This window comes from Parvularcula mediterranea, assembly GCF_013085255.1.
In the GTDB taxonomy this organism is placed as follows: Bacteria; Pseudomonadota; Alphaproteobacteria; order Caulobacterales; family Parvularculaceae; genus Parvularcula; species Parvularcula mediterranea.
This window is the reverse complement of record NZ_JABFCX010000003.1, coordinates 139,749-158,928: the sequence shown is the minus strand read 5'-3', so window position 1 is coordinate 158,928 and position 19,180 is coordinate 139,749. Positions and strand designations below refer to the sequence as shown.

The 19,180-nt window shown below is 64.2% G+C and carries 16 protein-coding genes and 1 tRNA gene; 7 read left to right on the top strand and 10 right to left on the bottom strand.

The window, feature by feature from the left end:
• Positions 1-30 precede the first annotated feature (30 nt).
• From ftsE to HK107_RS09600, 3 genes are read left to right on the top strand one after another with little or no spacing between them, the layout of a single operon-like run.
• Complete coding sequence (gene ftsE, locus HK107_RS09610; protein WP_173199166.1) at positions 31-753, top strand: cell division ATP-binding protein FtsE; 723 nt, start codon at positions 31-33, stop codon at positions 751-753.
• The gene (locus HK107_RS09605) at positions 750-1,667 is read left to right on the top strand and encodes a cell division protein FtsX (RefSeq protein ID WP_173199164.1); all 918 of its coding nucleotides are present in this window, start codon (positions 750-752) and stop codon (positions 1,665-1,667) included. Before ftsE ends, HK107_RS09605 begins: the two co-directional genes overlap by 4 nt.
• Positions 1,664-1,879, top strand: coding sequence for a hypothetical protein (locus HK107_RS09600; RefSeq protein WP_173199162.1), 216 nt, complete (start codon positions 1,664-1,666; stop codon positions 1,877-1,879). Before HK107_RS09605 ends, HK107_RS09600 begins: the two co-directional genes overlap by 4 nt.
• Before the next feature lie 147 nt (positions 1,880-2,026).
• Here HK107_RS09600 and msrA read toward each other — a convergent pair whose 3' ends face one another.
• On the bottom strand, positions 2,027-2,545 hold the full coding sequence (gene msrA, locus HK107_RS09595; protein ID WP_173199160.1) for a peptide-methionine (S)-S-oxide reductase MsrA: 519 nt from the start codon (positions 2,543-2,545) through the stop codon (positions 2,027-2,029).
• Positions 2,546-2,692: 147 nt separating this feature from the next.
• Between msrA and HK107_RS09590 the strand changes: the two genes are divergently transcribed.
• Positions 2,693-3,541 (top strand): class I SAM-dependent methyltransferase, encoded by an 849-nt coding sequence (locus HK107_RS09590; protein WP_173199158.1) that lies wholly within the window; start codon positions 2,693-2,695, stop codon positions 3,539-3,541.
• 141 nt (positions 3,542-3,682) lie between these two features.
• Positions 3,683-4,213: a hypothetical protein gene (locus HK107_RS09585; protein WP_173199156.1), complete on the top strand. Its 531-nt coding sequence runs from the start codon at positions 3,683-3,685 to the stop codon at positions 4,211-4,213.
• Between the two features lie 184 nt (positions 4,214-4,397).
• On the opposite strand, the gene HK107_RS09580 is transcribed toward HK107_RS09585, so the two are convergent.
• Both HK107_RS09580 and HK107_RS09575 read right to left on the bottom strand, forming a co-directional pair.
• Positions 4,398-4,473: transfer RNA gene (locus HK107_RS09580), tRNA-Val, on the bottom strand.
• Between the two features lie 39 nt (positions 4,474-4,512).
• Entirely contained in the window at positions 4,513-5,982 is a 1,470-nt protein-coding gene (locus HK107_RS09575) for an alkaline phosphatase (protein ID WP_173199154.1), read from the bottom strand.
• A gap of 84 nt (positions 5,983-6,066) precedes the next feature.
• Here HK107_RS09575 and HK107_RS09570 point away from each other — a divergent pair, with 84 nt between their 5' ends.
• The gene (locus HK107_RS09570; RefSeq protein ID WP_173199152.1) at positions 6,067-10,881 is read left to right on the top strand and encodes an alpha-2-macroglobulin family protein; all 4,815 of its coding nucleotides are present in this window, start codon (positions 6,067-6,069) and stop codon (positions 10,879-10,881) included.
• Positions 10,878-12,905 carry a penicillin-binding protein 1C gene (pbpC, locus tag HK107_RS09565; protein WP_332871539.1) on the top strand — a complete coding sequence of 676 codons (2,028 nt, stop codon included), beginning with the start codon at positions 10,878-10,880 and terminating at the stop codon, positions 12,903-12,905. The genes HK107_RS09570 and pbpC overlap by 4 nt, the downstream gene beginning before the upstream one ends.
• A 2-nt stretch (positions 12,906-12,907) precedes the next feature.
• Here the strand turns inward: pbpC and HK107_RS09560 are convergent, their stop codons facing one another.
• The 7 genes from HK107_RS09560 to HK107_RS09530 all read right to left on the bottom strand — a co-directional run bounded on the left by HK107_RS09560 (position 12,908) and on the right by HK107_RS09530 (position 19,129).
• On the bottom strand, positions 12,908-13,810 hold the full coding sequence (locus HK107_RS09560) for a pirin family protein (protein WP_173199150.1): 903 nt from the start codon (positions 13,808-13,810) through the stop codon (positions 12,908-12,910).
• Between the two features lie 30 nt (positions 13,811-13,840).
• Positions 13,841-15,193, bottom strand: coding sequence for a glutamate--tRNA ligase (gene gltX, locus HK107_RS09555; RefSeq protein ID WP_173199148.1), 1,353 nt, complete (start codon positions 15,191-15,193; stop codon positions 13,841-13,843).
• A gap of 79 nt (positions 15,194-15,272) precedes the next feature.
• Positions 15,273-15,989 (bottom strand): oxygenase MpaB family protein, encoded by a 717-nt coding sequence (locus HK107_RS09550; protein WP_332871549.1) that lies wholly within the window; start codon positions 15,987-15,989, stop codon positions 15,273-15,275.
• Between the two features lie 169 nt (positions 15,990-16,158).
• Complete coding sequence (gene pdhA / locus HK107_RS09545; protein WP_173199143.1) at positions 16,159-17,154, bottom strand: pyruvate dehydrogenase (acetyl-transferring) E1 component subunit alpha; 996 nt, start codon at positions 17,152-17,154, stop codon at positions 16,159-16,161.
• A gap of 144 nt (positions 17,155-17,298) precedes the next feature.
• Entirely contained in the window at positions 17,299-17,595 is a 297-nt protein-coding gene (locus HK107_RS09540; protein WP_173199141.1) for a hypothetical protein, read from the bottom strand.
• A 104-nt stretch (positions 17,596-17,699) separates the two neighbouring features.
• On the bottom strand, positions 17,700-18,263 hold the full coding sequence (locus HK107_RS09535) for a DUF924 family protein (protein ID WP_173199139.1): 564 nt from the start codon (positions 18,261-18,263) through the stop codon (positions 17,700-17,702).
• 92 nt (positions 18,264-18,355) lie between these two features.
• Complete coding sequence (locus HK107_RS09530) at positions 18,356-19,129, bottom strand: VPLPA-CTERM sorting domain-containing protein (protein WP_173199137.1); 774 nt, start codon at positions 19,127-19,129, stop codon at positions 18,356-18,358.
• Between the last annotated feature and the right edge of the window lie 51 nt (positions 19,130-19,180).

Genomic DNA, 19,180 nt, shown 5'->3' with positions numbered 1-19,180 from the left:
TCGACCTCCGAAAGCGGGCAAACCCGCCTCATGGTGAATGATCCGACCAGCCAGGCCATCGTGACGTTCGACGATGTGCACCTGACCTATGACGGGGCGCGGGAAGTGCTGCGCGGCTGCGACTTCACCCTGCGCCATGGGGATTTCCGTTTCCTCACCGGCCCTTCCGGCGCCGGTAAGACGAGCCTCCTCAAGCTGATCTACGCGGCGCACCGGCAGAGCTCGGGAAGGGTCGAGGTGTTCGGCCACGATCTCGCGGAGATGCCGACGGCCGATATGCCGAAACTCCGCCGCCGGATCGGCGTTGTTTTTCAAGAGTTTCGCCTGCTCGATCATCTGACTGCCTTCGAGAATGTGGCACTACCGATGCGCGTTCTCGGCATCAGCCCCAACAGTTACCGAGACGACGTTGTTGAACTGTTAAGCTGGGTCGGCCTCGCACACAGGATCGACGCCCCTCCCACGGTGCTCTCGGGCGGTGAGAAGCAGCGCGTAGCCTTGGCGCGGGCGCTGGTGTCGAAGCCTGACCTGATCCTCGCCGACGAGCCGACGGGCAATGTCGACCCGGTAATGGGGGAGAAGATCATGCGGCTCCTTTTGGAGCTGAACCGCCTTGGCACAGCCGTGATTGTCGCAACCCACGACCTCGGGCTCGTGCGGGGGCTGAAGCAGCCGATCCTCCGCCTGAAGGACGGCAAGACGAACCTCCACGCCCCCATCCCTGACGAAGCCGCGAAGGAGCCTGCCGAGTGAGCGCCGACGCCGAACCCCTCGCCGAAGTCCGGTCGGGAAAGACCGCCATCATCCCTGAAAACGGGGTGAGCGGCGCGTCGCTCGCGCTGGTGATCGGCGTGCTGGCCTTTCTCGCGGGGATTGCCCTCACTGGGTTCTTCGCCGTCGATGCGGCGGTGTCGAATTGGTCCGGCGAGCTGACGGGCTCGGTCACCGTGCAGGTGCGCGGTATGACGGCCGAGGAGATCGCTTCGGGTGCCGATGATGCCGAGGCTATCCTTCTCGACACGGAAGGTCTGTCGGAGATCAGGCGGGTGCCCCGGTCCGAGGCGGAGGAACTGCTTGAGCCGTGGATCGGTGAAGGCAACCTGCCTCAGGATCTGCCCCTGCCTGTGCTGATCACGGCGGATGTCTCGCCTGAGCTGCGGGCCGATCTTTCGGGCCTCAGGACAGCCCTCTCCGACAAGGTCGAGGGGGCGAGCCTCAACGACCATTCCGCATGGACGGACCAGCTGATCGCCAGTGCGCGGAGGATCAGGGCGCTGACCTTCTTCGCCTTCGTTCTCGTGGTTCTGGCAGCGTCCAGCGTCATCGTCTTCGCAGCCCGCGCGGGGCTCGCGGCACACCGGAACATCGTGGAAGTCCTGCATCTCGTGGGCGCGACGGACGGGTTCATCGCGCGGCAGATCGGCAACCGCTACCTGACTCTCGGCCTCGTCGGCGGGGCCGGAGGGGCGCTTGTGGCCTGGCTTTCGACCAAGTCGCTGGCCATGGTCACAAGGGACGCAGGCGGGTTCCTGCCAGCCTTCTCCATCGACGCGAAGACGGCGCTGTGGCTGGTGGTGATCCCTCTCCTGCTGGGTGGTCTTTCGACGATTTCGGCAAGGATCGCAGTCCTCCGGGCCCTGAGGGGTAAGGACGCCTACGTCGCGTGATCAGCCATCTGGACTATGTCCGGGTCAGGCCTGAAGCCGAACCGCGCTACGAGCCGGGGCATGAGGGCTCCGTTGTGTCGGTCTTCGTAATCCCTGATCAGCGCGTGGCGAGGTCTCTGGGCGAGAAAATCGGCACAAGGATGATCGGCGTCGAAGCCGATGATGGAAGCGTCATCGAGGTGCCTGAGCGGTTCTTGGACAAGCTCGCCTGACCAGTCATTCCGGGGCTCGCCAAGCGAGAGCCCGGAACCCATAATTGAACGGCTTGAGTTTCTCGCGACGCCGCTTCTCCGAAGCGTCGTTCAAGCGCCCCGAGCATGGGTCTCGGACAGCGCTTGCGCGCTTCCGGGATGACAGGGTTAGGCAGCCCGTCCGTCCACGGTCCATTCGGGACGGACATAGTGGCAGGTGTACCCGTTGGGGTACTTCTGCAGGTAGTCCTGATGGAAGTCCTCGGCCTCGTAGAACGGCTTGGCGGGAACGAGCTCCGTGACCACCGAGCCCGGCCAGTTGCCTGAGGCGTTGACGGCAGCGATCACCTTCTCGGCGGTCTCTTTTTGCTCGTCGTCCTGGTACCAAATGGCCGAGCGATACTGCGAGCCGCGGTCGTTGCCCTGGCGGTCTTTGGTCGTCGGATCGTGGATCTGGAAGAACCAGTGGAGGAGCTTCTCATAGCTCATCACGGCCGGGTCGAAGACGATCTCAATGGCTTCGGCGTGGCCGGTCTTGCCGGTCTTCACGTCGTTATAGGTGGGGTTGTCGAGGTCGCCACCGGTGTAGCCGACGCGGGTCTTGTGGACCCCGGGCTGGTTCCGGATCAGCTCTTCCATGCCCCAGAAGCAGCCCCCGGCGAGGATAGCGGTCTTGGTCTCGGTCATGGTGAGCCTCCTTTGCTTAGCGGTGTCGTATGTAGTCCTGCCGCAGGCGGCCACAATGAAGAAGCGGCAAGATGCTGCACTGCGCGGTTGGCAGGGGCGATGAAACGGCGCCAGCTCTCAGGCGGACAGAGATTAGGGAGCCCAAATATGCGCAAAGCACACCTCCTGGCGATTGCTTCGACCGCAGCCATTCTCGCGGCCTGCGGCGGCGGAAATGACGAAAGCCCTGCGCCTGAGCCGCAGGTCGAGGAGAGCGAGAAGCTCTCCCCTGCTCCGACGCCCATGGCCTCGGATATGGAGCCTGCGGACCCGGTGGAGGCAGCGCTCGCGAGCCCATCGCGCCCTGCCGATCAGGTGGAGCTCGACGAGGCCCGCAAGCCGGGCGCGATCGTCGCTCTTATGGATGTCGGCGAAGGCAGCCGCGTCGTCGATCTCAATGGCGGGACAGGCTACTATGCAGAGATCCTTTCGCCTCTGGTGGGTCCTGAGGGCGAGGTCATCCTGCACAATGACAATTTCTACGGCGGCTTCGTGCGCGACCGGATGGATGGCCGCTTCGATGACGAGGTCGGCCAGAATGTCGACGTGATCGAAGTGCCGCTCGAGGAGCTGGCTGGCGTCGTTCAGGGGGTCGACAGCATGGTCTACGCCCTCGCCTACCACGACATGTTCGTCGTCCGCGAAGGCGAGACCGAACCCGTCGCCGACCACGAGGCAGCGCTCGCGAGCATCTTCGAGGCCTTGAAGCCCGGCGGCACCTTCGTGGTGATCGACCATGTCGCCATGCCGGGTGATGTCACCGAAGCCGCCAACACCGTGCACCGGATCGCTCCGGCTACCGTGAAGGCGCAGGTCGAGGCTGCTGGCTTCTCCCTGATGGAGGTCTCCGACGTCCTGATGACCGGCGAAGACGACTATTCGATCAGCGTCTTCGACCCATCGGTGCGCAGGAAAACCGACCGGTTCGTCTTCAAGTTCCAAAAACCGGCAGAGTAACCGCCTGAAAGAGAAGCACAAACGGGAGAGCGTTAGCGAAAAGCTTCGCTCTTCCCTCAAACTGTGCTTATGTTCATGTCGAAGGACGGTCGGGGGAACGAACGTCTGGGAGAGACGTTACTCCGTCCGAAGGGAACCGACATGGCTCAACGCTCGGATTTTCAGGGCGCTATGCTTTTCTACTCCGCGGCGACGCTGATCGCCTCGGTGGCGATTGGTAATGAGGGCATGAGCGTGGGAGAATGGTGGGAGCTGCTCCGGCACAATTTTGCGCGCGTGATCCCCGACCATGTTGCCGACATTCAGGGGCTCGACGAGATCGTTCCTGCGTCCCTTGGCGGCTCGTTGCCAATGTCGCTCGACGGCGCGGCGGAGCGGATCGTGGTCGTCCTCTCAAGCCTTGGCTGGAGCATCGGCGCCCTTTGGGCTGCGGTCTGGAAGCGCCTTCAGATGGTCGCGCTCTTCCTCCTCGCAGGGGTCAGCGGCGGCAGCGCCCACGAGGCGCTGATGGCGACGACAGAAATGATCCAATCGACCGATGCGGCAGCCATGCTGCTGCAAGGCTTCTCTGCGATCTGCGCGAGCCTCGGGATCATGGGCCTCGCGAAGGCCAAGATGTTTGGGCGGAAGAAGGTCAAAAAGGTCGTAGAGCAGCGCTTCTACGAAGCCTGAAGACCAGTCGCTTTTTTCTAATATGAAGAATGCCTTAGGCGCTTTAGGTCGAGTGCTTTCCTAAGGCTTTTTCGGACGATCCAAGATGCTTGCGTGAGCAATGGGGACGGCCTCTGCCGGGGGCATTCGCCTCGTCCAAAACCTCCCCCGGAGGATCTGACAGGCTTCGCCAAAGAGCAGCGAATGGTGCGCGATGACAGGCTCGAACTGCCGACATCTTCGGTGTAAACGAAGCGCTCTACCAACTGAGCTAATCGCGCTGAGCCGCCGCCCTTAGCGAAGGGCGGACGGCACGTCACCTACTCTTTTCTGAGAGCGTCTTCCATCACGTAGTAGATGAAGCTCTGCTCGTGCACGCCCGTCAGGTAGTGGGCCTTCGGGCCGACTGCATAGATCGCGACGTCCTGGCCGCCGTGGGTCTCGGAGAAGTGCGGGATCAGGGCCTGCTGCTTGTAGTCAGGGTCGAGGGCTTCCTGCTCCTCAACGAAGGGACGGCGCTGGGCGCTGTCTTCGCTAGCGGGACGGGGGGCGCCGGGGCCGTTCATGTAGCCGAGGGTGGTGTAGGGCTGCTGGTCGCCTGCCTGCGCCGGAAGATCCACGGGATTGCCCTCGGAGTCGACAGACCTGACGACCCCCATGATCGGGTTGCCCCGGTGGGGATAGCCTTGGAACGCCATGGTGTGACCGTGGTCAGCCGTGACGATGATCAGCGTGTCCTCGCGATCGGTCATCTCCAGCGCCACTTCCACCGCTTCATCAAAAGCGATCGTGTCGACGAGCGCGCGGTAGGCATTGCCGCCATGGTGGGCATGGTCCACCCGGCCGCCCTCCACGAGGAGGAAGAAGCCGTCACGGTCATTGTTCAGCCGCTCGATAGCGAAGCGGGTCATCTCGGCGAGGCTCGGCTCGTCGGCCTCATCGGTAACGCGGTCATGCTCGTACATCATGTGGCTCGGCTCGAAGAGGCCGAGGACCTTGTCGCGAGGGCCGATCTCGTCGAGCTGCGAGCCGTAAAACACCGTCTTGTGGCGGCGGCTGATCTCTTCCCAGGCATTGATGAGGTTCAGCCCGTCTTTCCGGCGCCCTGAGCGGTTCTCATACTCGGGGTCCTTCATGTCGTTCGGGATGAAGTTCGTCCGGCCACCACCGAGGGCGACGACGAGGTTGTAGCTCTCCGCAGCGTCGATCAGCTGGCGGGCAATGTCCCGGCATCCTTGGGCGCCTTCGGGAACGTCACCGGCAGCCTCCCACCCGCGGTCGGGCGAGCTGGCGTAGAGCGTAGCAGGCGTCGCGTGGGTGATCCGCGCGGTGGAGATGACGCCGGACGAGCGGCCCGTCTCCTGAGCAACTTCGAGGATCGACGGGAGGTTCTTGCCTTCCGCAGCGGCGCAGTCGCCGCGCGGCACCGTCTGGTCGACATTGATGACGCCAGCCTTGGTCTTGTGGCCGGTCATCATGGCCGTCGCCGTGCCGGCGCTGTCCGGCACCTGCATGTTGACGTTGTAGGTCCGCGAGAAGCCCGTGAACGGCAGGCTTTCGAAGGTCAGGAGGTTCTCCTCGCCCATGCCGCCCTTCTGCTGCCCATCGAGGATGCGCGCCGCCGAGGAGGTCGTGACGTCCATGCCGTCGGCGATGAAAAGGATGACGTTCTTCGCAGGGCGCTCGATCGGCTGGCGATCCTTGACCGCGGAGAGCGCGTCGCGCCCCTCAGCTTCCCAGTCGCGCAGCTCGACAGCTGCCTGCATTCCGATGACGGCGAAAAGATCCATGGTGCCCTCCGATCCTGGAGGCTCGCTTCCCTCAAACACCCGTCCGTGGCAACGTCTCAAGGTGAGGAAAACGGGCGGGACAATATGAAATTTTTGCGCAGTGCGGCACTGGCCGTTTCGTCATTGCTTCTGGTGTCTTGCGACTTTTTCGGAGGGTCGGACGAGAGCCAGGAGCCCTCGGCGACCCGAACCGCCGAAGCCCCTTCGCAGCGCAGCAATGCTCAGGAACAGGCGCAGGACACACCGTTCGTCTTCCAGCGCACCTCGGTTCGCGAGGATAGAATCCAGCCGACGCTCTGCCTCCATTTCACCAAGCCCCTCGATCCGTCGGCCGACTATGAGCCCTTCGTGGAGATCGAGCGCTCTGTCGCCATCGCCGTGGATGGGCAGGCCCTCTGCATCGAGGGTCTCGACTATGGCCAGGAGGCGGAGCTGACCTTGCTCGCGGGCCTGCCGAGCGCCGATGGCGAGCGGCTCGAGCGCGACGAGACGGTCACCCTCACTTTCACCGACCGTCCGCCTGTGGTGCAGTTTGCAGGCAACGGCATCATCCTTCCCCGCGAAGATGCACGCGGCCTTGCGATCCAGACCGTCAATGTCACTGAAGTCAGTGTCCGGATCACCCGCGTCAACGACCGGGCGCTCGTCCAGCGCCGGATCACGGAAGGCTTCTCGGGCGCCGAAGGCCGATACGAATATACGCCGTATGATGAGGAACCGGGGGAGCTCTCGAGCTTTGTCTATGAGGGGACGCTGGAAACCCCGGGGGCCCGCAATGTCCTGACGACCACGCTCATGCCTGTTGAGGAAAGCTTCGGCGAGCTCGAAGCTGGGGCCTACTACGTGCAGGTCTCGGACGCCTCCGCAGCCGATCGTGGCGAGAGCCAGCCTGCGCGCGCTGGGCGCTGGATCATCGTCACGGACCTTGCGCTGACGGCCTACCGCAGCGCCTCCGGCCTCGACGTCACGGTCCGTTCCCTGTCGAGCGCAGAACCTGTCGGCAGGACGATGGTGCGCCTGATCTCGCAGGCCAACGAAGTTCTCTCGAGCAAGGTCGCAAGCCGCGTAGGCCGTGTCCGCTTCGACCCGCCCCTCCTCAGGGGCGAAGTCGGCGACAGGCCGAAGCTGGTGGTCGTCGAAGGCCGCGGGGGCAACTTTGCCTTCATCGACCTCGATCGCGCGCCGCTCGATCTTTCAGCACATCCCGTCTCTGGCCGTCAGCAGGCGGAGGATGTCGAGGCCTATCTCTACACCGAACGCGGCATCTATCGCCCCGGCGAGACGGTGCATGTGAACGCCCTCGCCCGTAATGCCGAGGGCTATGCCGCGGACGACCGCCCGGGCGCCCTCGTCCTGCGTCGCCCGAACGGCCTTGAGCAGGCGCGCGTGCGCCTCGATGCGCTCGAGAAGGCTGGCAGCGCCTATGCGGCATTCGAGCTGCCCAAGGCCGCAAGCCGCGGGGTCTGGAGCGCCGCTCTTGAGCTCGATGGCCTCGGTCAGGTCGGCAGCGTCAGCTTCTCCGTCGAGGACTTCGTGCCGCAACGCCTCGCGCTCACGCTTGAAGCTGACACAGAGACGCCGCTTGCGCTCGGCGGTACACGGATGGTCGAGGCGCGGCTCCGCTTCCTCTACGGTGCGCCAGGCGCTGGTCTCAGGGTCGATGGCTCCGCCCGTGTCGAGCGGCAACCGAACCCCTTCCCCCAGCATGAAGGCTACAGCTTCGGTCTTCACGACGCGCCCTACCGCGCAGAGAGCTTCGAGCTGCCTGTCGTTACGACCGATGGCGAAGGCGTGGCCGCCTTGCCGATCGCGCCGGAGGATCTCGGCGAAGGCGCGGCTGAGCCCCTTCGCGTGCGGGCTGTCGTGCGCGCCGAGGAGCCAGGCGGCAGGGCCGTTCAGGACGATGTCCGTATCCCCTACCGCACACGGAAGGTCTATCTTGGCCTGAAACCCGGGTTCGAGGGATCGGCAGAGCGTGAGAAGCCCGCGACCTTCGAGCTGCGCGCAGTCGATGGCGACGGTGTGCCTCTCTCCACCGATGTCCGCTGGCGTCTCATCCGCCGCGACTATGAGTATGATTGGTACAGGGAAGAAAGCGGCCGCTGGCGCTGGAGACGGTCTAAGCGAATTGTGACCATCACCGAAGGACTTGCGCAACCGGGAGCGGACGCTGCGCTCGTCTCAACGCCGGAACTGCCTTGGGGCGACTATACCCTCATCGCGAGCCATGACGGCGAAGACCTTGCGTCGCGCGGCTTCTGGGTCGGTTATGGTGGCCGCTCCGCAGACGGAACGCCTGCGCCTGACAGCGTCCGCATCCTGACACCCGACGAAGGGGTCACTGTCGGCCAAGAGATCACCGTGGCGATTCAACCGCCCTACGCAGGCATCGCAGAGGTCGCTGTGGCCGCCGATGGCATCCTGTCGCTGGAGCATGTGGATGTGCCCGCGGAAGGCACGGAGGTCACCCTGACCGTCACGGAGGAATGGGGCGCAGGCGCCTACGTCCTCGTCAGTCTCTATACGGACAGGAAGCCGGGCATCCAGCCGATCCCCCGCCGTGCTGTGGGTGCTGCTTATGTCCCCATGAACATGGACGGCCGTACCTTCGACGTGGCTCTCGACATGCCCGAACTCGTTCGTCCGCGTGAGGATTTGACCGTCACCATCGACGGCGGAGACATTGCGGCGGGGCAGGAAGTCTATGCGACCCTCGCGGCGGTGGATGAGGGCATCCTCCTTCTCACCCGCTACGCCTCGCCAGATCCTGAGGACTATATCTTCGGCAAACGCTCGCTCGGCGTTGACGTCTATGACGACTACGGACGGCTGCTGGACCCAGACACGGGCGAAATGGGCCGCCTGCGTTCAGGTGGCGACGCGATCGGCGGAGCAGGCCTCTCGGTCGTGCCAACCAAGACCGTCGCGCTCTTCGAAGGTCCGGTCAGCTTCGGCAGCGATGGCGAAGCGCAAATCGACGTCGCCGTTCCTGACTTCAATGGCGAGCTGCGCGTCATGGCCGTTCTGTGGTCTGACGATGCGCTGGGCTCAGCGTCAGCACCGCTAACTGTCCGCGACCCTGTGCCGGCAGAGCTCGTCCTGCCGCGCTTCCTTTCGCCAGGCGACAGTGCCGAGGCGACGCTCACGGTCGACAATGTGGAAGGCGCAGCCGGCACCTACAACTACACCGTCAGCACAGAGAGCGGATCGATTGAACCCGTGTCAGGCAGCTTCGATCTGTCTGCCGGAGAGCGGCGTGAAGCTTCGGTGCCCCTGACGGCTGGCGACCCTGGCGTGGAGACCTACACCCTCGCCGTCGAAGGACCCCGAGGCTTCAGCATCTCCCGGACCTATCAGATGGAGACCCGCGGCGCGTTTCTCCCTGAGCGCCGCTACGCAAGGGCCACCGTCGAGGCTGGAGGCGGCTACACACCGCCAGCAGACCTGTTCGATGGGCTGATCCCAGGCTCGGTCAGCACGCTGATCTCTGCCTCACCGACGCCCATTGACAGGGCGAGCCTTTCGAACTCGCTCCTCTCCTATCCCTACGGGTGTACGGAGCAGCTGGTGAGCCGCGCAACGCCGCTGCTCTATAAGTCCGACCGGGATGATCGCGAGACGCGTATCCTCCGTGAGACCGTCGAGACGCTCCTCGAGCGGCAGGGCCCGGATGGAGCCTTTGGCCTCTGGCGCGTCGGTGACCGCTCGGCATCGCCTTGGCTTGGCGCCTATGCCGTGGAGTTCTTAGCGGCAGCGCGCGAAGCGGGGATGCCGGTTCCCGAAGCTGCGCTCGACCTCGCCCACCGCGCGCTTCAACCCGTGAGTATGGGTGAGCTCTACCGCGCCTATGGCTACGATACCCGCATCAGGTCTCCTCGCTATACGGAGGATACGCAAGCTAGACTTGAGCAGCGTTCGTCCGCCTACTCGCTCTACGTATTGGCGAAGGCCGGAAAGGCTGACCGGTCGCGCCTGCGCTACGTCCACGATGCGCAGCTCGACGAGATCGAAAGCCCCCTTGCCAAGGCCCAGATCGGCGCAGCACTCGCAGCCATCGGCGACAGGGGGCGGTCCGAGAACGCATTGAAGCGCGCGGTCGCGACGGCGGGTTACGTCAATCGCGGGGACTGGTACCAGACCATCAACCGCGACGCAGCTGGCATCATCCAGCTCCTTGCCGAGAGCGGCAGGACCGAACAAGCCGCAGCGCTTTATTTCCGTGCTGACGAAAACTTCCCCGATCCGCTGAGTATGACAACGCAGGAGAAAGCCTTCCTCCTCAAGGCGGCAGAAGCCATGGCCCGTGGCCGTGACCAGGCCTTCTTGACCAAGGATGGAAGCCAGACGCAAAGCGATGTTCTCGATGGTATTCCAACTGGCGAGCGCTACGACAACGCAGGCGACGAGACGATCTACGTCAGCACCCTGACGGAAGGCATCCCATCAGAGGCGCCTACCGCTACCTCCCAAGGCATTGAGGTCACGAAAGCGATCACCGACACGGCGGGCAACGAAGTTGACCTCACGACGCTGGCCCGCGGGGACCGTGTGATCGTCAAGCTCACCCTGAACCGTGCCGAGCAACGCAGGGCGCAGCTGGTGGTCACGGACCTCCTCCCCGCTGGCCTCGAGATTGAAGCCGTGCTGGATCCGGGTGATGCCGTCAGCGGCCCCTACCGGTTCCTTGGCAGGCTGACCCGCGCCGATATCGCCGAAGCCAGGGATGACCGCTTTGTCGCCTCGGTGATCCGTGCAGGGAATGACCCTTTCAGTTTTGCCTACATCGCACGAGCGGTGACGCCCGGAAGCTTCACCCTTCCCGGCGCGGTAACCGAAGATATGTACCGTCCACAGATCTTCGGGCGCTCGGCAAGCCGCGAGATGGTCATCGCTCCGTGAGACGGCTGGCCCTGATCCTCGGCGGAGGGCTGCTGGCAGCGGCGCTCTTCGTCCTGGCCATCGACAGGGCCCTGCCTCCTCCGCTTGAGGTGCAGCTCTCGCGAGTCGTGACAGACTCCGATGGCCTGCCGCTGAGGACATTTCCCGTCGAAGACGGACGCTGGCGGCTGGCAGCTGATCTGGACAGGGTCGATCCGCGGTTTATCGAAGCCCTCCTGCTGATCGAAGACGAGCGGTTCTACGCGCATGGCGGTGTGGACTTGCTCGCCGTTCTTCGTGCAAGCCGGGACAACATTCTCCGAGGGCGGATCGTATCGGGTGCCTCGACCATCACGATGCAGACAGCGCGGCTTCTCGAGCCTCGTCCCAGAACCCTGCCGTCAAAGGCCATCGAAGCGTTTCGGGCATGGCAGATCGAGCGTAGGCTGACAAAGCGCGAGGTGCTTGAGCTCTATCTCACGCTGACGCCCTATGGCGGCAATCTGGAAGGCATCAGGACCGCCAGCCTCGCCTACCTCGGACGGGACCCCAAGGCGCTCACGGATGCAGAGATCGCGCTTCTTCTGGCGATCCCTCAGGCCCCTGAGGCCCGACGACCCGACCTGCGGCCTGAAGCTGCTCGCGGTGGCCGCAAGGCGGTCCTGTCTCAGCTGGAGGCAAAGGAGTTCCTTCCTGCGCAGCGCATGGATGAGGCGAACGTCGCAGCCGTACCGGAAGACCGAAAGGCCTTCCCATCTGATGCCTGGCATTTCGCGGGCAGCCTCAAACAAGATGGCGACAAGCGAGCCATCCTCCGCACAACGATCGACAGACCAGCCCAGATGGCGCTGCAGCGCCTCCTTGCCATTACGGCGGATAGTGAAGGACCCGATGTTCAGGCTGCGGGGCTGATCGTCCGCCTCGAAGACAATGCCGTTATCGCCTCGGTGGGGTCGGTTGGACGAGGCAGGCCGGGCGGCTGGATGGACCTGACCAACCGCAAGCGCTCGCCGGGCTCCACACTGAAACCCTTCGTCTACGGACTTGCGTTTCAGGAAGGGATTGCCGCACCGGGCACGCGGATCGCAGATCTGCCCACACGCTTTGGCGGCTATGAGCCCCAGAACTTCGGACGGACCTTCAACGGGGAACTGACGGCGGCGGAGGCCCTGCAGCATTCGCTCAATGTTCCCGCTGTCCTGCTCCTCGACCGGGTCGGGCCTGCCCGCTTCCTTGGCAGCCTCAGGAGCAGCGGCGTGCCTGTCGCTCTTCCGGGAACGGAGAATTCGGCGCATAGTCTCGCAGTCGCGCTTGGTGGCCTCGGCACGACGGCGCAGGACCTCGCGCTTCTCTACGCGGCGCTTGGGCATGATGGCGAAGTGCGCCCGCTGATCCGGACTCAGGAGGAAGCGCTGGTTGCCGGACAGAAAGAACCCTTCCGCCTCCTATCCGCCGAAGCCGCTGAGGATATCCGCAGCATCCTCGAGGCATCTCCAACCGTAGACGGAAGACTGCCCGCGAAGCTGGGCAAGGGCGGTACCCGGATCGCCTTCAAGACCGGCACATCCTATGGCTTCCGCGACGCCTGGGCTGCTGGCGTGAGCGGTGACCACGCTGTCGTCGTCTGGATCGGCAGGCCCGATGGCGGCGCAAGGCCCGGCGCAACCGGGCGGGAGACAGCCCTACCTGTGCTCTTCGACGTCTTTGATGCGATCAGCGTACAGCGCGAGGGCGTGGGTGAGGATCGTCCTGCAGAGCCCAAACCCGTCGCCCTGCGCCGCATCAAGCGCCAGACCGCACCTGAGATCGTCTTTCCTCAGGACGGCTCGACCCTCTGGAGCAAGGCTGATGGCAGGCCATTCGTTCTTTCGGCCCGGGGGAACGGCTCGCTCTCATGGTACGTTGATGGCAAGCCGATTCAGCGTGACCGACACGGCAATGTCCTCTGGCATCCCGACGGCGAAGGCTTCTATCGCTTCACGGTAGCCGATGCCGAAGGCCGCACTATCGGGGCGAAGGTGCGGCTCGTGGACAGCGGGGCTTAAGCCTAGTCGATCGGGATGAACTCCTGATCGTCATTAGGCGGAAGAGTAAACCGTCCGTGGCCCTCTTTCTTCCAGTCGGCCTTGGCGGCTTCGATCATATCCTTGTCGCTAGCCACGAAATTCCACCAGATATGCCGCGGCCCATCCATGACCCCGCCGCCAAACACCATCACGCGAGCGCCGTCTGGGCCAGCCTTCACCGCCTGCGGCCCATCGCCAAAAACCAGCATCTCAGCCTCGCCGATCTGTTTGTCCGCCAGCTCAACCGAGCCCTGAACGACGTAGATGCCGCGGTCTTCCTGATTATCAGGCAGCGGGAGCTTCGTACCCGGAGCGATCGTGACGTCGGCGTAGAAGGTGTCTGAAGCGGTCTCGACCGGTGACGATGCTCCGTAGGCATCACCGAGGATCAGCTTGCCGTGGAGGCCATCGCCATCGAGGGTCGGCAGCGCGTCCTTGCCGTGGTGGATGAACGCGGGGTCCATCTCTTCCTTGTCCTTGGGCAGAGCAATCCATGTCTGGATACCGAACATGCCGTAGGCCGTACCCTGAAGGTCTTCTGGCGTCCGCTCGGAGTGGGTGATCCCCTTCCCTGCCGTCATCCAGTTGACCGCACCGGGTTCGATGTCCTGGGTCGTACCAAGGCTATCGCGGTGGCGGATCTTCCCTTGGAACAGGTAGGTGACAGTGGCCAGCCCGATATGCGGGTGCGGGCGCACATCGATGCCCTTATCCGACGGCTTGAAGTCCGCAGGACCCATCTGGTCGAAGAAGATGAATGGCCCCACCATCTGCCGCTGGGGCGAGGGCAGCGCTCTGCGTACGGAGAAGCCGCCAAGATCACGGGCGCGCGGCACAATGCGCGTTGCCAGGTCTTCCGAATGCGTCAGGTCGTGGGTGGTCATGGGAACCTCCTGTCGGATAGTTCCCTAGACTTAAGCGCGCTCGCCGCGAAGCCTAGCGGCGGCTTTCTCTTTTCCGATCAGCGCAAAGAGGTCCGGCATTTCCGGGCCATTGGGCTTGCCTGTCAGCGCCTTGCGGAGGGGCATGAAGAGACCCTTGCCCTTGCGGCCAGTCTCTTCCTTCAGCGCCTTGGTCAGCACGGACCAGCCCTCACCATCAGCAGAGACGGTCAGCGCCTTCTCAGCAGCGGTGCGGCAGAACTCGCGGTCCTCATCGTCGATCACCGGCAGGATCGCGCGCTGGATGATGTCGCGCCAGTCGGCGGCGTCTTCGAGACGTTCGATATTGCCGTGCACGACGTTCCAGACATCCTCGGAGACACCGAGCTCCACGAGCCGCGACTCCAGAGCGCTGTAGGGCATCTCGTGCAGGATCTTGGCGTTGAGAAGCTTCAGCTCCTCCATGTCGAAGCGGGCGGGCGCGCGGCCGAGGATGTCGAAGCTGAAGCCCTTGGCCAGCTCCTCGATCGCCAGGACAGGTTCCACCGGCTGGCTGGTGCCGAGGCGGGCGAGAAGGCTGGTGATGGCTTGGGGCTCGATCCCCTCCTCGCGCATGTTCTCGATCGCGAGGGAGCCGAGACGCTTTGAGAGGCCTTCGCCGTCCTTGCCGACGAGCAGCGAGTGGTGGGCAAAGGTCGGGATCTTGCCATCGCCGCGATAGTCGATGATCGCTTGGAAGACTTCGATCTGGGCCGCGGTGTTGGTGACGTGGTCTTCGCCGCGCACGACGTGGGTGATGCCAAAATCGACATCGTCGATGCAGCTCGGCAGCGTGTAGAGGAACGCGCCGTCTTCGCGGATCAGGACCGGGTCGGACATGGTGCCGGTGTCGAAGGCCTGCTCACCGCGGATCATGTCGTCCCAGCGGACCTCCGCGCGCTTGAGCTTGAAGCGCCAGTGCGGCTGGCGACCTTCGGCCTCGAGGTCCGCCTTCTCCTGCTCGGACAGCTCGAGCGCTGCGCGGTCATAGACCGGCGGCAACCCACGGGCGCGCTGGAGCTTCCGCTTGCGGTCAAGCTCGTCGGCGGTCTCGTAGCAGGGGTAGAGGAGCCCCTGCTCTTTTAGGTGGCCGGCGACGTCCTCGTAGACCGAGAAGCGCTCGGACTGACGTGCAAAGTCGTCCCATTCGAGGCCGAGCCATTTGAGATCGTTCTGGATGCCGTCCTCGAACGCCTTGGTCGACCGGGCCTGATCCGTATCGTCCGAGCGGAGCAGGAACACGCCGCCGTGAGCCCTGGCGAGAAGCGCGTTGAACAGCGCAGCGCGGATGTTCCCGACATGGAGCTTGCCAGTAGGCGATGGGGCGAAACGGACGTGGACGGTCATGGTGATCTCTTCGTTCGGGTGAAGGGGCGCTCTAACCGAGTGCTTGAAGCTTGGAAAGGCGATGCTGCGTGGCGCGGTTTCAGCGGGGGTTTAAGCCGAGCCGCTGGCGCTGGAGTGCCGCGGGGTGGTTCCTGAGGCTTATCAGGCGCGAGCCACTGACGAGGGTCTGGACGAGGAGGCGCTCGCCGTTGCGGAGGCCCTGACGCGCGAGGCCGAGCTGCTCGCTGATCTCGTCCGGGACGAGGTTGATGGCCGCACGGACGAAGAGCGGTTGGAGGAAACGGCCCGCGCCTGGGAGAGTTGGGGTTGTCTTCATCAGGGTAAGGAAGGTATTGAGGGTTTCGGATGGGTCGAGGTCTGTCTGATGCTTTGTGAGGATAGCGTCGATGTCAGGCCTGTTCCTCGGAGGATCACCGACGCCGTAAGCCTCGGCCACGGGCACCGCTTCGGTGAGCGCCTCGCTCCAGTCTTCGCCGCTGAGTTTCTGTGCGTAGGCGCTGTACGCCTCGATGAAACCCCATGCGGCGGTGGCTTGGACCCAGAGGAGGAGTTCGGGATCGGTGGCGCGGTAGGACTGGCCATCTATCGTCTTGCCACTGATCTTTGCGTGCCTTTGGTTGACGCCTTCGATCATCTTCAGGGCGACAGACCTTGCGCCGTAGAAGCTGACCATAGCGGCCAGCCCTGTTCGCTTGAGGCGGACGACCGGGTCCTGCGGGAAGACCGAATGGTCCCAGACACCGTGGCGCACCTTCGGCAGCGTCAGCTCAAGGATCACAGATGCAATGCCGCCAATGTAGACCGTTAGCGGAACGCTGTAGATCGTTGCGGTGAGCGACGTCGGCGAGACGAGCGACGCTTCGCCGGGTGGGGTGAGGAACAGCTCCTCGCTGCCCGCGCCTTCATAGAGGAAGCTGCGGAGCTCGCGCTCCGCATAGTCCGAAACCGGCCTGAGGAGCCTTCGCTTAGGCTTCAGCGAGAACGTCCGTATACAGCTCAGCCGGATCGGGCTCAGGGCTTTCGAGGGAGAAGTCGGCGGCCTCTTTGACCTGCGCCTTGATCTCCTTGTCGATCTCCTTGAGCTCCTCTTCGGAGACACCGGCCTTGGCGAGGCGCGGCTTGATGCCTTCGATCGGGTCCTGGTTCGAGCGGATGTCGTCGACCTCGTCACGAGTCCGGTACTTGGCCGGGTCCGACATGGAGTGGCCGCGGTAGCGGTAGGTCTTCATCTCGAGGACGTAGGGGCCGCCACCATTGCGGGCGTGGTCGATGGCCTCGCGGCTTTCCTCGCGGACAGCGACGACGTCCATGCCGTCCACTTCCTTGCCCGGGATGCCGAAGCTGGCGCCGCGCTTGTAGAAGTGGGTCTCCGCCGAAGCGCGCTTCACGCTCGTGCCCATGGCGTATTGGTTGTTCTCGATGACGAAGATGACCGGCAGGTCCCAGAGCTCGGCCATGTTCATGGCTTCGAAGACCTGACCCTGGTTCGCAGCGCCGTCGCCGAAGTAGGCGAAGCTGACATTGTCGTTGCCGCGATACTTGTTGGCGAAGGCGAGGCCCGCGCCGATCGGGACCTGCGCGCCGACAATGCCGTGGCCGCCGTAGAATTTCTTCTCCGACGAGAACATGTGCATCGAGCCGCCCTTGCCTTTGGAGTAGCCCCCTGCCCGGCCGGTCAGCTCGGCCATGACGCCCTTGGGATCCATGCCGCAGGCCAGCATGTGGCCGTGGTCGCGGTAGCCGGTGATGACCTGGTCGCCTTCCTTACGGAGCGCCTCAAGGCCCGTCACGACCGCTTCCTGGCCGATATAGAGGTGGCAGAAGCCGCCAATGTGACCCATGCCGTAGAGCTGGCCCGCCTTCTCCTCGAAGCGGCGGATGAGCAGCATCATGCGGTAGTATTCGAGCAGCTCTTCCTTGGTGGCGGAGTAGTTGCTGGCAGGGGTCGAAGCTTCGGCCATGGTCGTCCTTCTCGTTCTGCTCCAGCGCCTACCAAAGGCTGGAGGGAGAACGCAAACCCGTAAGTGATCACTGCTGCATGAAAAAGCCTCCCCGGGAGGCCCGGAGAGGCTTTCGATCTTACATCCGGCCGGAGCCGGCGGGGATTATTGGGCAGTCGCCGTGAAGGTCGAGTTGCCGAAGGCGCCGAGCTTGACGGAGCCGTTGATGTTGCCGCCGTCTTTCTTGCCTTCGAAGCCAAGGGTCAGCGGCATCGGCTTGGAAACATCGACGTCCCACATGGCGGTGTCGCCATTGACGGAGCCGTTCTTGATCTCAGCGGTGTCGCCTTGGGCAGCCATGGTGCCGGTGAGCGCGCCGCCATCCTCGACGAGGGTCAGGGTGCCTTCCTGCTTGCCCATCGGGGTGTTGATTTCGACTGCGTAGGTTCCGGAAAACGACATGGGGTTTCCTCCTGTTTTGGGTTCCAGTTGCCGGAGGAGTTACGTCGCCTCGCGCAAATGGCCAACCCTATGCGCAGCAATAGCGTCTATCGCTGTTGCCTATGTCAGAAGCCGCTGGGGTGCTCGTCGAGGAAAGCCTTCTCCTCGGGCGTTGTCTCGCGGCCCATGGCTTCGTTTCGCGAGGGGTAGCGGCCGAAGCGCGCGATGGGCTCCCTGTGACGCCGGGCGAAGGTGAGGCTGCCCTCGTCCTCAGGGTAGCGCTGCTCGAACAAGGCGCAGCAGCGCTCGAGCGTGGGGAGGTGCTCGGCGTGCATCAGGGGCATGAGGAGGAAGTTGCCTCTGTCCGAGCCCCAGTGATCGAGGTGGCCGCAGGCGATGCCGAGCTCCGCCAGCAGGAGCGCCTTGTCATCGCTGGCGAAGGCTTCACCGGAGCCGCGGTAGATATTGCGGCTGAACTGATCGAGCACGACGACGGCTGCGAGGAGCGCTTCGGGGGTCTCGATCCACTCGGGCTTCGTGAAGTTCGAGAGCTCGACCTGCAGGTCCTTGAAGCGCTCCGTGATCTCCGCATCGAACTCGGGGCTCGAGCTGAACCGTTTTTTCGCGGGCGTTTCCGTGAACCAGAAGCGCAGCACTTCCCGGGCGCGGGCGGGAACGGTGTCGGTCACGAGGCTTCTCCATCGTCAGGCACTTCGGTTCTGTGCCCGGCTTCGCCGCCGGGGTCGAGCCGTTTGGCCCGATCCCGGGGCGTGGATTGAGCCTAGCGCTTTTTGCGGCGGAGGAAGCCTACGCCGGCGAGGCCGGAGAGGAAGAGGAGCGGCGCTGCGGGGAGCGGCACTTCCGGGATCTCATTGATGCCGACGCGAACGCGGTAGCTGCCGTCATTGTCATCATAGGCACCCGGCACGCCGCCAAAGCCAAACGCATCGGGGATGCCGAAGAAGACCCGCGTTGCGCCTGGAGGCGCGGTGAAGGTGCGGAATTCGCCGCCTGGGGTCTGGCCGTCGCCGATGTAGAAGATCTGCCCGAGTTGCGGGGCGATGTTCACGGCGTTCACGTCAAACGGCAGCGTCGCTGGCGGAGCGCCGTTGGGGACGGCATCGGAGAGGAAGACGCCGGTCAGGGCGCCTTGGGTTCCGGTGTAGCCGGAGATGCCCCCGAGGCTGGTGATGTTCGAGCTGCCTGCGCCGCCATTGCCTTCAGGACCGAAGAGGCCGCCTGCGTTGCCGTTGAAGAAGTTAACACCGCCCACCGCAGGGTCGAGGACGCGGACGACGTCGCCTGCCATGACCGTGAGGAATGGCGGGAGGGTTTCGAGCGCCTCCTCTGGCGTGGCGCCTGAGTGGCGGCGGAGGCCGTCATCGGTAGCGGCGTTTTTATCGCCCCAGGGCTGGTTAGCGGGCGGGATGGCGAGGTCTATCCGGCCTGCGAGGAAGATGGCGTCAGTGCCGTCGACCGTGACAGTGAAGGTAGCGGCGGAAGCTGCGCCGGTCACAGCGGCGGCGGCGCAGAGGCCCGCGATCAGGTGTTTCATGGAGGTCTCCCCTTTGTCTGTCCTGCTCCCCCCGGAGCGGGAGCAAGGTTG